12 protein-coding genes and 1 tRNA gene are annotated in these 13,332 nt (G+C 50.1%); 6 read left to right on the forward strand and 7 right to left on the reverse strand.

Going from position 1 to position 13,332, the window contains the following annotated elements:
• Position 1: 1 nt before the first annotated feature.
• The 3 genes from IQ256_RS08700 to IQ256_RS08710 all read right to left on the reverse strand — a co-directional run bounded on the left by IQ256_RS08700 (position 2) and on the right by IQ256_RS08710 (position 3,523).
• Positions 2-556, reverse strand: a complete 555-nt coding sequence (locus IQ256_RS08700; RefSeq protein ID WP_193855146.1) for a TRAP transporter small permease — start codon at positions 554-556, stop codon at positions 2-4.
• Between the two features lie 2 nt (positions 557-558).
• A complete protein-coding gene (locus tag IQ256_RS08705; protein WP_193855147.1) occupies positions 559-1,620 on the reverse strand; it encodes a TRAP transporter substrate-binding protein in 1,062 nt (353 codons plus the stop codon).
• A 505-nt stretch (positions 1,621-2,125) separates the two neighbouring features.
• Positions 2,126-3,523, reverse strand: a complete 1,398-nt coding sequence (locus IQ256_RS08710; RefSeq protein WP_193855148.1) for a tetratricopeptide repeat protein — start codon at positions 3,521-3,523, stop codon at positions 2,126-2,128.
• Positions 3,524-3,637: 114 nt separating this feature from the next.
• On the opposite strand from IQ256_RS08710, the gene hemC reads away from it, so the two are divergent.
• From hemC to glgA, 3 genes are all read left to right on the forward strand, one after another.
• Complete coding sequence (gene hemC, locus IQ256_RS08715; protein WP_193855149.1) at positions 3,638-4,597, forward strand: hydroxymethylbilane synthase; 960 nt, start codon at positions 3,638-3,640, stop codon at positions 4,595-4,597.
• Positions 4,598-4,707: 110 nt separating this feature from the next.
• On the forward strand, positions 4,708-5,136 hold the full coding sequence (locus IQ256_RS08720) for an HPF/RaiA family ribosome-associated protein (RefSeq protein ID WP_193855150.1): 429 nt from the start codon (positions 4,708-4,710) through the stop codon (positions 5,134-5,136).
• A 125-nt stretch (positions 5,137-5,261) separates the two neighbouring features.
• On the forward strand, positions 5,262-6,683 hold the full coding sequence (glgA, locus tag IQ256_RS08725; protein WP_193855151.1) for a glycogen synthase GlgA: 1,422 nt from the start codon (positions 5,262-5,264) through the stop codon (positions 6,681-6,683).
• A 41-nt stretch (positions 6,684-6,724) separates the two neighbouring features.
• Here the strand turns inward: glgA and IQ256_RS08730 are convergent.
• From IQ256_RS08730 to rsmI, 3 genes are all read right to left on the reverse strand, one after another.
• A tRNA-Asp gene (locus tag IQ256_RS08730) sits at positions 6,725-6,798 on the reverse strand.
• 75 nt (positions 6,799-6,873) lie between these two features.
• Entirely contained in the window at positions 6,874-7,401 is a 528-nt protein-coding gene (locus IQ256_RS08735) for a TrmH family RNA methyltransferase (protein WP_193855152.1), read from the reverse strand.
• A 69-nt stretch (positions 7,402-7,470) separates the two neighbouring features.
• Complete coding sequence (rsmI, locus tag IQ256_RS08740; protein WP_228024701.1) at positions 7,471-8,466, reverse strand: 16S rRNA (cytidine(1402)-2'-O)-methyltransferase; 996 nt, start codon at positions 8,464-8,466, stop codon at positions 7,471-7,473.
• Between the two features lie 48 nt (positions 8,467-8,514).
• On the opposite strand from rsmI, the gene IQ256_RS08745 reads away from it, so the two are divergent.
• From IQ256_RS08745 to IQ256_RS08755, 3 genes are all read left to right on the forward strand, one after another.
• Complete coding sequence (locus IQ256_RS08745; protein WP_193855154.1) at positions 8,515-9,432, forward strand: PfkB family carbohydrate kinase; 918 nt, start codon at positions 8,515-8,517, stop codon at positions 9,430-9,432.
• A 224-nt stretch (positions 9,433-9,656) separates the two neighbouring features.
• A complete protein-coding gene (locus tag IQ256_RS08750; protein ID WP_193855155.1) occupies positions 9,657-10,631 on the forward strand; it encodes a 3'(2'),5'-bisphosphate nucleotidase in 975 nt (324 codons plus the stop codon).
• A gap of 209 nt (positions 10,632-10,840) precedes the next feature.
• Positions 10,841-12,277, forward strand: a complete 1,437-nt coding sequence (locus IQ256_RS08755) for a TM0106 family RecB-like putative nuclease (RefSeq protein WP_193855156.1) — start codon at positions 10,841-10,843, stop codon at positions 12,275-12,277.
• 5 nt (positions 12,278-12,282) lie between these two features.
• Here IQ256_RS08755 and IQ256_RS08760 read toward each other — a convergent pair whose 3' ends face one another.
• A complete protein-coding gene (locus tag IQ256_RS08760; protein ID WP_193855157.1) occupies positions 12,283-13,212 on the reverse strand; it encodes a leucine-rich repeat domain-containing protein in 930 nt (309 codons plus the stop codon).
• Between the last annotated feature and the right edge of the window lie 120 nt (positions 13,213-13,332).

A 13,332-nucleotide genomic window follows, 5' to 3' on the forward strand; every position in this document is an offset into this window, starting at 1 on the left:
CTTAGGCTGATGTACCTTCGTAATCGTCGTGATTAGGCGCAGAGCCAGGAGGGGTGGGAGAATGCCATACCATCACCAGCTCACGACTAAAGGCAAGGATCATAATCAACCCACACACAGGAATGACGGCCCTAAACAGCGCCTGAGGCAAATCTAGAGTGATTAGACTGGTCTGCCCAGTCGTTATAGTGATCACCCAGCCGTAGTAAGTTAAGGCGACTAAAAAAAACTGTACAAGGAGCAGGTTGATTGTTTGAACGATCTGTCTCAATCGTCGAGGTAATAACGAAAGTAAGCCATCAAAGGCGAGGTGACCGTTGTACCGGGCTAGCCATGCCGCCCCAAAAAAGGTGAGGCACATCAGCAATAAACCCGGTAGTTCTTCTCCCCAAGAAAATGAGTTGTTCAGCACATACCGGGCAAATACAGTTGCCACAACTGCTATCGAGATAGCTAAAGCGAGTGCTACAACAATCCAATCTACAAGGGTAAAAATGAATCGGTCAATTCTTGAAATCCACCATATAAAAGATTCTTTCCGAGACAATTTCGTCATGATTATTGCCCTAATCTGCTGTTAGCGTTAGTGCTGCTGGCATTGGCCTCAAGAGCGACCTGAGTATTGCCTAGGGACGCCAACGTGGCCTCAATCATGTCTGAACCAATTTCATCAATGAATACATCGCTGGTGTACAACGGCTGAGCCTTCTGTTGAAAAGCCTCGAAATCGACTTCATTAATCTCTATTCGCTCTTCTAGACTTGCCAAAGTTTCCACCGTATTGCTTGCGCCCCATTCGCGAGACCAATCACCCATATCAACAGCGATCTGAGTCAGCGTTTCTCGAACATCATCAGGCATAGACGTTAGAGTTTGTTCGCTAAACAGCAAGAAAGTAGGCAAATAAACATGGTTGGAAATTGACAGATAATCTTGCACTTCATACAAAAGGGCAGAGTTGACGACATTGACTGGGTTTTCTTGTCCATCAATCACGCCTTGGTCTAGAGCGGAATATACTTCACTAAACGATAGCGGCGTCGGGTTGGCTCCTAATGTCTGGAACATGGCAACTCGAAACGCACTATTTGGGGTACGCAGCTTTAACCCTCCCAAATCAGCCGGCGTTTCAATTGGACGAACGTTGTTGGTAATGACACGGTATCCGTTATCCCATAAAGCCAGTAGCTCCATACCCTGATCAGCAAAACCTTCCCGCAGTAAATCTCCGGCGGGGCCGTCCATCATCGCAGTCACGTCATCACGACTTTCAAACAGGTAGGGTAAATCAAAAATAGCTGTACGGGGATTAATCTCCGCCACGCCTGATGCCGAGAGTGTAGCCTGATGGGTACCGACCTTGAGCCCTTGAAGCACATCTTGTTCACTGCCTAGAACCCCGCCGAAAAAGAGTTCGATTTCAATTTCATCGGCTAGCTCACTTTCTACTCGCTCTTCAAATTCCCGCAAAAATACTCCGGCGAAAGAATCTTCTGGCAAGGAACTGCTAATTTCGATAGCAGTCGGTGACGGGGAGCCATCAGTCACTTGTTGACCTCCACAGGCCACCGTAGCTAGAGCCAACAAACCGACACCGATAATATTACGTGGGCTAGTCATATTTACATCTCCAAATTTTGTCCCAATAGGTTACTTGAAGTGATTCAAGAACCCCTACAAACATTTAATTGAAAAGAAGGTTCGCTGATTATCCAAGTCACAGTCGACTAATGGCTCTGCTGGGCTACAACTCGGTCTCGTAATCTGTTGCATCTCAGAAGATATTCAATATGCGCGTCGCAAAGCCGCAAAGTTTTGCATACGAATTGCATACAATAAATTCGACTTAATTTGACAACATTTAATTAAGAACTCTAAAGCAAATTTACTTAGCAATCTGTAAAAATGACTACATGCCAAAACCGTGCTCGACTTCGCTCCATTGGCTTTGGTTTAATCTCGACAACGAATCCTTGGCAGACGTAGCTCATGATGCCTTGCAGTACCCGCTCGCAAGGAAACCAGAATACTTTGAACTGTTCTGATTGTTGAGAACGCTAATAAAAGGCTTGGTCAAGTTGCAGAAATTCAATTACCTCACTACTAGGCTATACCTCGACTTCAGCTAGTTCCTCTTCATTTCGTCGGGGACGTCAAGTTCTGAGAGTTCTTGGCTGATCGCTTCTATTTGTTCAGTGAAATAATCTACCCGTAGATCTAGCCTGTCGGCGAAGACCAAACCCTGTTGAAAAGTTTTGAGGGCTTCTGCTAGCTCGCCTTGTTGCCTGTAGATCTGTCCAAGGTTGTCGTAGGCGTTCATCAGGCCATAGTCGTTGTAAGCCTGTTGCTCGACTAGGATGAGCAGATTGTACGAAATCAAGGCTTCGCTTAGATCGTCAACAGTTCTGTAGAGCTGGCCAAGTTCTTGCAGGACTTTGGCAGAGAAGCTGAATTGCTCTAGTTGCTGGGCGGCGGCGTAGGCAGAGCGATAGTATCGAATAGCGTTGTTGGGCTGGTCTACGGCCTGATAGTTTTGGGCGATCGCAACCAATAAACCGGGTAGCTTTTCCTCTTCGCCTGTTGCTATGTATCTATCTAATAGGTCAGTTTGCGATCGCAGCGCATTTGGCCAAGACTCTGCCTGCTGATAGCTATACACCAGCCTCTCTAGATACAAGATTTCTCTATCGGTTTCGCCGCTTTCTCTAGCCTGCGCCAGCAAATCCAAATAGACATTTGCCGCCGCCGCAAACTTGAACCAGTCCAGATTCAACTCGGCTAGCGCGATCTGCTGAGCGGTAGCCGCTTGGTTGTTGTCTTCAGCTAGCACAATTAGCTGCTGATAGACTTCTACCGCCGAATCAATATCTCTGAGCGTGATAAATATTTCTGCTAGCGTCGTCAGTGCCCGCTCATCTGCTGATGGCACGCCGCTAATCGGCGAATCTTCTGGTCTGCCCAAATCCACACCGCCTAAAACCGCTTTAGGCTCAACGCCCAAATCCGTCTGCGCCGCATTCCAGATCTCCCGCGTCCTCAGTGTCAAGAGCTGTATCGTCACCGGACGCTGCTGTTGCCAGGCCAAAGCTGCCACCCGCTCAATCGCCTCTAGCTCTGCGTCTAGGCCAAACAAACGCCTCAGCCGAACTTCTCGCAGCAGTAGATCGAACGCTTGCTGGAGCATTCCGGTTTGTAATAGTGCTTCGGCCTGCCGCTGAAGGCTCTCTAGATCAGCTGCTAACATACTGAGTTCTAGAGGACTGAGCGCTCTTTCGACCGCTAGGACGGGCAGCAGCGGATCGCGAGGGTCTTCCAAAGGATCGGCTAGAAAATCTTGTCTCTCTTGCGGGTCGAGCTGTTGCGCTTGGGCAGTTGGAGTCACCAGCGCTGTCAACGCTTTGGGTAGTGCTTTTGGCAGTGGGTCGAGCGGCATGCCTAACCAAACGGTACTCGATACCATGCTCGACAGGGTACAAAGCATGACAGCCTTCTGCATCAGCGCTGTTTGTAAGGGAGTGTTCACAGTTGTTTATAGAACTTTATGCTTTGACAATAGAGCACGCTCTAATTGGGATATTCTAGTGATCTTGCGTGAAAACGCCGCAGTCAAGTCACCATAGCAAACGCCCGCTTTAGTATGTCTTCTAATGTTGCCACTCGGACCATCCGGATCGGTTCTCGCAAAAGCCAGCTAGCCCTGGTGCAAACTCACTGGGTTCAAGCCGAACTTAGCAAAGCGTTTCCAGATATCACCTTTGAGGTGAGCACAATGGAAACCCAGGGCGACAAGATTCTAGACGTCGCGCTTTCTAAAATTGGCGATAAGGGTTTGTTCACCCAAGAGCTAGAAGACGACATGCTCAGCCGCAAGGTTGATTTTGCAGTGCATTCACTCAAGGATCTGCCGACGCAGCTACCAGAAGGATTGATGCTGGGCTGTGTGACCGAGCGCGAAGATCCGGCGGACGCTCTGGTCGTGCATGAAAAGCACCAGGACAAACAGCTCGATACGCTACCAGAAGGCGCGGTAATTGGCACGTCTTCCCTGCGCCGACTGGCTCAGCTCCGTCACCATTTTCCCCATTTCAAGTTCAAAGATATTCGTGGCAATGTCAACACGCGCCTGCGGAAGCTCGACGACGGTGAGTACGATGCAATTGTGCTGGCGGCGGCTGGGCTGAATCGATTGGATATGAGCGATCGCATTCATCAACTCCTCCCAGCCGAAATTTCCCTCCATGCAGTCGGTCAGGGCGCACTGGGAATAGAGTGCCGTAGCGGTGATGAGGACATTCTTTCGGTCATCAAAGTGCTAGAGCACTTGCCCACTGCTCAGCGCTGCTATGCGGAACGGGCCTTCCTTAGAGAGCTAGAAGGGGGCTGTCAGGTTCCCATCGGCGTGAACACTGGTATTGAAGGCGACACGCTTACCTTAGTCGGTATCGTAGCTAGCTTGGATGGACAGCAGCTGATCAAAGACACTGTGCAAGGGGCACCAGCGGATGCAGAAAGTATGGGCAAAGCGCTAGCCCAGCGTCTGCGTGAGCAGGGCGCGCAAGAGATCTTAGATGTGATCAATGCCCAGAATCGATCCTAAGTTTGGCTTTGACCCGCCTGAACTCGACCTATGGGGGATGTTTTGTTTGGTGCGATCGCCCAAATTATTAAGGCTGTAAGCCAACCATATTTATCCAAACTGTTTTATCTATGAGAGTTCCCCCCGAAATTTCTTACCGAGGCGTCAATAAAACTGAGGCTTTAGAAACCTTAGTTGCCGAGAAGATTGCCAAATTAGAGAAGTTCTACAGAGAAATCAGTAGCTGCCATCTGGCGATCGAAAAAGTCCATGACCATCCCGACAGCGGCTCTCCTTACCGGGTGCGGCTCGATATCACCGTGCCCGAAGATCGGGAGATTGTCGTTGACAAAAGCCCTGATAAAGGTGTGCAGTATAAGCCTTTAGAAGCGATCATTCGAGACACTTTTGATATTGCTAATCGTCAGCTCAAAGAGATGAACGAACAGCAGCACAACCATATGAAAACGCATGTTCCCGGTGAGCGCGAAATCAAGCTAGACGAGCTAGAAGAGGAAGTCGCTATTAAAGCGCCACCTGCTGATACGACTGCCGAATAAAGCCACCCGACAAAATCACTTCAGTCATTGCCTAACTAGCTGCTAGCCTCTCAACTCTTTTCATAGATTGGATCGCCTCACTATAAACTTGAAACAAGAGGCAGTGATCTTACCTAAGGCTTGATATGAAAATTTTGTTTGTGGCCGCTGAAGCCGCGCCGCTCGCCAAAGTGGGCGGCATGGGCGATGTCGTCGGGACGTTGCCCAAGATTTTGCGGGCGATGGGTCACGATGTTCGCGTTTTTATGCCCTACTATGGCGGCATATCTAGCCAAGTTGACGTGCCTGCTGAACCCATCTGGTGGGGCTATGCCATGTTCAATTCGTTCGCAGTCTACGAGACTAAGCTGCCTGATAGCGACGTACCGCTTTATTTGTTTGGTCACCCCTGCTTTGATCCAGAGAATGTCTACGGTGGCGACGATGAAGGCTGGCGATTCACTTTCTTTTCTAACGGCGCGGCTGAATTTGCCTGGAACCACTGGAAACCCAATATTATTCACTGTCACGACTGGCACACCGGCATGATTCCGGTCTGGATGCACGAGACCTCTGATATCGGTACCATTTTCACAATCCATAACCTGGCTTACCAAGGTCCGTGGCGCTGGTGGCTAGAGCGAAACGCCTGGTGCCCGTGGTATATGCAGGGGCACAACGTCATGGCCGCCGCCCTACAGTTTGCCGATCGCGTCAATACCGTCTCGCCGACCTACGCTCAGCAGATTCAGACGCTTGAGTATGGTGAAGAGCTAGAGGGGCTGCTTTCTTTCATCAGCGGACGGCTCAGCGGCATCGTCAACGGCATCGATTTAGAGTCTTTTGATCCCTCAACGGATAAAAAGATCGGATATGCCTACGGCGCAGATACGCTGGACGTTCGAGGCCAGAATAAAGCGGTTATACAAAAGGAGATGGGCTTAGAGGTCAATCCAGATAAGTTTTTGATTGGGATGGTGAGTCGCCTGGTCGAGCAGAAAGGGATTGATCTAATCTTGCAGACGATGGACCGGTTTTTGGCCTATTCGGACGCGCAGTTTGTGCTGCTAGGGACGGGCGATCGCACCTACGAAACCCAGCTATGGGAGCTAGCCGCCCGCTATCCAAACCGCGCCTCTGCCTACATCATGTACAGCGATGCTTTGGGCCGCAAGATATACGCTGGCTGCGACGCCTTTTTGATGCCGTCCAGGTTTGAGCCCTGCGGGATTAGCCAGATGATTGCCATGCGCTATGGCTGTGTGCCAATCGTTCGTCGAACCGGCGGCCTAGTCGATACGGTCAGCCACAACGATCCGATCAACGAGGCAGGCACTGGCTATTGCTTTGACCGCTATGAGGCGCTAGATCTGTTTACCTGTATGGTCAGAGCATCAGAAGCCTACCGCTTCAGGTCGCAGTGGAAAGCACTGCAGCAGCGGGGAATGAAGACTAGCTTCAGCTGGGAAAAGTCGGCGGTCGAGTACATCAAGCTGTACAGCGATGTGATGAACCTGCCTCACAAACCTCAACTGCCAGTGAAATACGGCGGCACGCTAAAAATCTAGATAATGAATAGGGGCTCTGCATGCAGCGCTCCTACAAAAAACGGGCCTGACGGGATTCGAACCCGCAACTTCCGCCGTGACAGGGCGGTGCTCTAACCAATTGAACTACAGGCCCTCAAGCAAGGAAAGGCTTCCCTCTCTCAGGCGATCTCCATTGTGCGGAGTTGAGGGCGCTTTGTCAAACGATTTTTCATCGACGCTTCGCATGACGGTCATACATCACAATCGAGGCACAAACGCCGAGATTGAGCGAACTGGGCACGTCAATACAAACCTCTGCCAAGTGGGCAGTTTTCTGGAACTTTTGCCGGTAAGGAGCAGGAATCTCAGCCTGCAGCGTCGCGAAATGAGAGCGGATCAGCTTAAGTTCAAGGTCTGTTATCCCTGTTGTTTCACGACCAAAGAGATAGGTAGCGTTGAGCGGATGCTCGAATCGCTCTAGCGGCCTAGCACCTTGAACCATCTCTACAAGCACAAGGGTCGTTTGAGCGGGAAGATGTTTGAGGAACCCTTCAAGAGACTCAAAGTACAAAAGAGCCACTTCGCAAAGTGCGTCTTGGGTATTCATCTGGTGGCTAAACTTGTGGATGTTTCCCTTGTACTGCTCTCGGATAAATCCGCCGATCACAAACACTGCCCTAACGCCGAAGTTCTGACCGCTCCTAAGGATGGTGGCAAGATTATCGCGATTCTTGGGTTCTAAAACGGCTACGTTCACGAGGGAGTCATACTAGCGAATGGACTGTAGGGCCTAAGCGATCTGGTTTTATAAAAGGTCTTAAAAGATTCAATCTAATGGCAAATCATTTGGCGACAGATCTGCGATCGCACTTTTATCTTGCAAAACACTGTAGATGTCTATTTCTAGCGAGATTTGATAGATTTCTCTTCTAGATAGGCTGCTGATTTGGGCAAGGGCGCGACTGGCTTCTGTGCGAGACTGACCTTGGGCTAGAAGATTTTTCAACTCTGTCGTAACTTCTGTTTCTGAGAGTAAGAAAGTAGTCGTCGCTGGTGCTAGTAGCAGCGTGAACTCTCCTTTTGGTGCGATCGCGTTGTAGTGGTCAATCGCCTCCTGTAGCGTTCCTCGCCAGAATTCCTCGTAGCGTTTGGTCAACTCGCGGGCCAGAACGATGCGATGCTCTGGGCCTAGCACCGCCGCTAGATCGCTTAGCGTTTTGATTAGGCGATGAGGGCTTTCGTAGAAAACGCTGGTGCGAGGTTCGGTTTTAAGGGCGTCGATCCGAGCGTGGCGCTGTTTTCCTTTGGCTGGCAAGAAGCCTTCAAAAACGAAGCGATCGCATGGCAGTCCAGCGGCTGCGATCGCCGTCACCACCGCTGACGGCCCTGGAATCGGCACCACCGTAATATCAGCTTCCACGCAGGCGCAGACTAGCTCATAGCCAGGATCAGAGATACCCGGCATCCCGGCATCAGTTACCAGTGCGATCGCACTGCCCGCCTGTAGCTTTCTCACTAGCTGCGGAATTCGCTGCTGCGTATTGTGGTCGTGATAACTCATCTGCGGCGTAGTTACCTGGAAGTAGTGCAGCAGCTTGCCCGTGTGTCGTGTGTCCTCAGCCGCGATCAGATCCGCCTGCTTTAGCACTCGCAAAGCCCGGAAGGTAATGTCTTCCAAATTACCGATGGGCGTGCCCACTAGATATAGTGTGCCAGACTCAAGCGAGCGCGTTTCTATACTGGAATCTATCGCTGATGCCGCTGCTGATACCGCTGAGTCTGCCACCAAATCTATCGTCGAATCGTTAATAGGACGAGCCAAAATAAGCTTTATAGTAAAAAGCCTAACAGCAACCATCCTAGATTAGCTATGAGTCAGCCAGCAGGTCAGCATGGACTCTTTGTCGGCGTCACTACGCTCGACTGTATTTATCAGGCCGATCATCCGCCTGCTGCTAACGAGAAGGTGCTCGCCACCAAAAGTCTGATGGTCGCGGGTGGGCCTGCGACCAACGCAGCCGTGACCTTTGCTCAGCTAGGCAGTAAAAATAAGGCGACCCTAGCTGCCGTCATCGGGTCGCATCCGCTGACCGGACTAATGAGCGAAGATTTGCTAGGGCAAGGCGTTACCATAGCCGATCTGGATAATCAAAGGCTCTCACCACCACCTGTTTCTTCAATCGTGGTGTCGGCAAACTCTGGTGAGCGAGCGGTAATATCGCGCAGCGCTGAAGATATCAAAGTCGCAGCAGATACCGTGTCCTCAGATATTTTAGTCGGCGTTGATATCGTCTTAATCGACGGGCATCAGATGGCGGTGAGTGCCCAGATTGCCCAGTGGGCAAAAGCAAAACAGATTCCGATAGTCGTGGATGCAGGGAGCTGGAAACCCGAGTTCGAAAGCGTTTTGACGCTAGCGGATGCGATCGTGGCTTCTGCGAACTTCTTTCCCCCTGGCTGCGAGAACACTAGCGAAGTCATTGATTGGTTGAAATCATACACAGCAGCCAAAATCGCAATTACTCAGGGCTCAGATCCGATTTTGTTTCAAGATGGCGAGACCTCCGGTGAGTTAGAGGTTCCTCAGATCCGCGCAGTAGATACCCTTGGCGCTGGTGATATCTTTCACGGCGCTTTTTGTCACTTTTATCTAGCCCATACGTTTGCAGAAACGCTGCTAAAAGCTAGTCGAACGGCCTCAATGGCCTGTCAGTATTGGGGCACTCGCGACTGGACGAAAATTTATCGTATGGCTGAGGATACCGACGATGAAGAAACCGCAAACTAAGTGCTACCTTTTTTTGAAGTTCGCTTGATGGCTTTTAGACTGATAAAGGTTTTTGGCTAAAGGTTTTGGCCTGGCGAAGGTTTTTGGTCAGAGTATCTGTTTTATAGAAGCGTCTGGGCTCAATAGCGTTTTGAGACGCCTCTCTAGACTTGACCTTCCCAGTTAACCTTCAAGTGACCTGCAAAGAAGAACTGTTTTTATTACTGTAATCAGGGAGAATTTCTATGGCTTTTGAACAGGAAAAAGAGGTTGCCGTTGCTGCTGCTACCGCTGCTGCCATCGTTTGTGAAAAAGTCCGCGCAACGATGGTGCCAGAAGCCATTGAAAAGAAAGATAAGAGCCCGGTAACCGTCGCTGATTTCGGGGCTCAAGCGGTGGTCTGTAAGGCGCTAATGGAATCTTTCCCTAGCGATCCTGTCGTTGGCGAAGAAGATGCCGCCGAGCTAAAAACACCCGAGATGGCAGAACGACTGAAGCAAGTGACTAGCTACGTTCAAGAAGTGATTCCTGATGCGTCTACAGATGAAGTAACTCGCTGGATCGATCACGGTAATGGCGCAGTGGCTAGCCGCTATTGGACCTTAGATCCGATTGACGGCACCAAAGGCTTCCTGCGAAAAGACCAGTACGCAGTCGCTCTAGCGATGGTAGCTGAGGGTGAAATCAAAGTAGGCGTCTTGGCCTGTCCAGCTTTGACGCTAGAGCTGAAGGGCGGCTCGGCGACTGGCATTTTGTTTGTCGCGGTGCGTGGCGAAGGGGCAACGATGCAGGCGATTGATGGTGGCACGCCCGAGACGATCAAGGTGACTAGCTCTGAAGATAAGGAGCATTTCCGTTTTGTAGAGAGCGTGGAGTCAGGGCACGGCGATCAGAGTTTGCAAAGTGCGATCGCCCAGGCTGCAGGCGTCACGACTGAATCTATGCGAATGGATTCTCAAGCTAAATATGGCGCAGTCGCCTCTGGCAACGCGGTGCTCTATCTGCGGTTGCCGTCCCCTAAATATCCTGGCTACCAAGAGAAAATCTGGGATCACGCGGCGGGTGTGATTGTTGTAGAAGAAGCCGGGGGCCGGGTTACCGACATGTACGGTGAGACCCTGGATTTTTCCAAAGCAGACAGATTGAGCACCACAGGCGTCGTAGTCAGCAATGGAGAAATTCACAACAAGGTGCTTGAAGCGCTAAAAGCAGCTAGCTAGATTCTTATGGCTAGATTCTTATAGCTAGATTCTTGGTGTAGCGGTGTGCGATCACCTTTGACACACCGCTACATACAACGGGTCACCATAAATACGGTACGCTAGCAGAGTAGTCTCTGGCATCTGTCAGTTTGTCAAGCAATCAGTTGCAGCTCAAAGACAGCGACCTCCAAAGAAAAAGGTCTGCTCCCCTGTGGTTCACAGATCATATGCTGTTTCAGTATCGCCGCTGTCACCGTCGCACCTATCTTGACACCTACGGCGACCCCGCTCTCAAAGATCCTCCTAGCGACTATTTCGTCAAACTCCGCCAAGACAGCGCCGACCATCGGCAGTCTATTCTTAATCAGTTCGCCCCCCTCAGCCGTCCCCGCTATGAACGCCACGACTGGGAAGCAGGCGCAGAGGCAACATACTGCATGATGAGCGAAGGCGTAGAATCGATCCATCGCGGTGTACTCGTAGCTGAGGGGCCAGACGGCATTCGCTATCGCACCGAACCCGACCTGCTGGTCAAACAGCACGGTGAGTCTTGGCTAGGTGATTGGTACTACGTACCCTATAGCATCAAGCTAGGTAAAAAGGCCAAACCCGAATATCAGCTTACCGCTGCTTTTAGCGCCTATCTTCTCGCTGAAGCTCAAGGCGTATGGCCCGAAACGGCTGGGCTTTTCCTAAGAGATAAACAATACAGCGTCAACTTAGAACGCTATGTGCCAAAGCTGCAGGCAGCCCTAGACGATTGCCATAAAATCATGGCGTCAAGCACGGCTCCAGAAGTGTTTATTTCTCGTAATCGCTGCGGCCTGTGCCCTTGGCTCAGCCATTGCTACACCGAGGCCAAGGCCACTAAGCATCTCTCTTTACTGCCAGGGGTTACACTTCCTCGCTATCCCACCCTAGTAGCGCTGGGCCTTACGACCGTAGAAGCGCTAGCAGAGGTCAATGCTACCCGGCTAACTACCGCGCTTGGCACCGAGCATCACATTAGCGAGAAGCTGATCTATCAGGCCCAGGCCACCGCTCACGATACCGCCGTTCCTAGGCTTCATACCGGATACTTTCCGTTAGAGTCACACCAAGTGCCCACGGCTGATATTGAGCTATATTTTGATATTGAAGCTGCGCCTGATAAAGATCTGATCTATCTTCACGGTGTGCTGGTTGTTGACAATGAAAAACAACAACAAATCTTCCACGCGCTGCTAGCTGAAAAACCAGAAGAAGAAGAAAAAGCCTGGTTTGAATTCCTCTCTCTTGTTGATCGCTATCCCGATGCGCCAATTTATCACTTTTGCCCTTACGAGGCGCAAACAGTTGCTCGTCTAGGTCAGCTCTACGGTACGAATGGAACAGATATTAACGGATTGCTGAACAGATTTGTTGATATTCACAAGCGCGTTGTTGATTCTGTTGCACTCCCTGTGGAAAGCTACGCGCTCAAGCATTTGGCCCGCTGGATGGGGTTTGAATGGAGAGATGAAGATGCCAACGGAGCACAGTCGATCTGCTGGTATGATGACTGGCTGACGACGGGCGATCGCACCTATCTAGACACTATCTTGCGCTACAACGAAGATGATTGTCAAGCCACCTATAGAGTAAAAAACTGGCTAGTAGAATTCGCTCAATCTTTTTGGCAATAACTAGCTTAGAGATACTGTTCATCCCAAGGAATCAATTGTGTGTAGGGATCGATATAGTCTGGTTCCCAGAAACCTGTTAGACTCTCAAAACTTGCTAAATTAGCTGGAACCTCCAGTCCTGTATTGAGCCGAAGATCTAGCATCTCCAAATTGGTAAGCTGTTCTAGTGGCGGTAGACTTGTAAGCTGGTTTGCTGCTAAGTCCAACCATCGTAGATTTGATAACTCACCTAGTGCCGTAGGCAAATTCTCTAATCGATTCTCGCTCAAGCGCAAGAACATTAAGCTATCTAACTGGCCTATTTCCGGCGGTATGTCTGATATTTGGTTGGAGCTAATATCCAAAAGCTCTAAATTCTCTAACTGACCTAGCCCAGCCGGGACGCCCGTTAGTTGCTCTGTTTCGAATAACGCTTGACCTCGAACAGTGAGCTGTTTGAGGTTCGTAAGTTGGCCAATCTCAGCAGGAAGCTCTGTAAGGTTGTTGAACCTGAGATCGAGGTATTCTAGCTTCTCAATCTGGCCTATAGTGGCTGGTAGGAAGGTAATAGGCGTTCCTGTAATTGCTAAATACCTTAGATTGGTAAGCTGATCTATATCTAGGGGCAGTTCGCGAAGTCCTTCTATTCTCCTAATTTCTAACCGTTCAAGCTGAGAAAGCTCGCTGATGCTAGCGGGTAGTGTTGATAGAGATAAATCTGAAAGGATAAGTTCGGTAGCCTGAGACTGTAGAGCAGCTTGAACTTTCTGTTCTGCGATGGCTAAGTCATCTACGGATTGGTCAATCAGACTCTCTTCAGCAGTCTCTGTCACGTCTTCTATAGAAGCAGCCTCGAAACAACTTTGGAGGCTAGTGACTACACCTATCACAAAGATCAGTACGCCTACACTTCTGATACTGAAATCAAACTCAACCTTGGACTGATTCTCGTTCATTGTGTTGTAGATAAACAATTCATGCCATTATAATCACATCGTAAAGGTAAAGACGTAAGTGCGCTCTGTCTATGCCGAGACGCCAACCCAACCCTGTGCTCTATCAGATAGAACTCCAGG

The sequence above is a fragment of the cf. Phormidesmis sp. LEGE 11477 genome, from assembly GCF_015207105.1.
Classification (GTDB): Bacteria; Cyanobacteriota; Cyanobacteriia; order Phormidesmidales; family Phormidesmidaceae; genus Phormidesmis.

Excerpts from the sequence above, each read along its gene's own strand:
- IQ256_RS08755 (WP_193855156.1), top strand. The coding sequence starts at position 10,841 with ATGCTGTTTCAGTATCGCCGCTGTCACCGTCGCACCTATCTTGACACC.
- IQ256_RS08760 (WP_193855157.1), bottom strand. The coding sequence starts at position 13,212 with ATGAACGAGAATCAGTCCAAGGTTGAGTTTGATTTCAGTATCAGAAGT.
- IQ256_RS08705 (WP_193855147.1), bottom strand. The coding sequence starts at position 1,620 with ATGACTAGCCCACGTAATATTATCGGTGTCGGTTTGTTGGCTCTAGCT.
- IQ256_RS08720 (WP_193855150.1), top strand. The coding sequence starts at position 4,708 with ATGAGAGTTCCCCCCGAAATTTCTTACCGAGGCGTCAATAAAACTGAG.
- IQ256_RS08745 (WP_193855154.1), top strand. The coding sequence starts at position 8,515 with ATGAGTCAGCCAGCAGGTCAGCATGGACTCTTTGTCGGCGTCACTACG.
- IQ256_RS08700 (WP_193855146.1), bottom strand. The coding sequence starts at position 556 with ATGACGAAATTGTCTCGGAAAGAATCTTTTATATGGTGGATTTCAAGA.
- IQ256_RS08750 (WP_193855155.1), top strand. The coding sequence starts at position 9,657 with ATGGCTTTTGAACAGGAAAAAGAGGTTGCCGTTGCTGCTGCTACCGCT.
- glgA (WP_193855151.1), top strand. The coding sequence starts at position 5,262 with ATGAAAATTTTGTTTGTGGCCGCTGAAGCCGCGCCGCTCGCCAAAGTG.
- hemC (WP_193855149.1), top strand. The coding sequence starts at position 3,638 with ATGTCTTCTAATGTTGCCACTCGGACCATCCGGATCGGTTCTCGCAAA.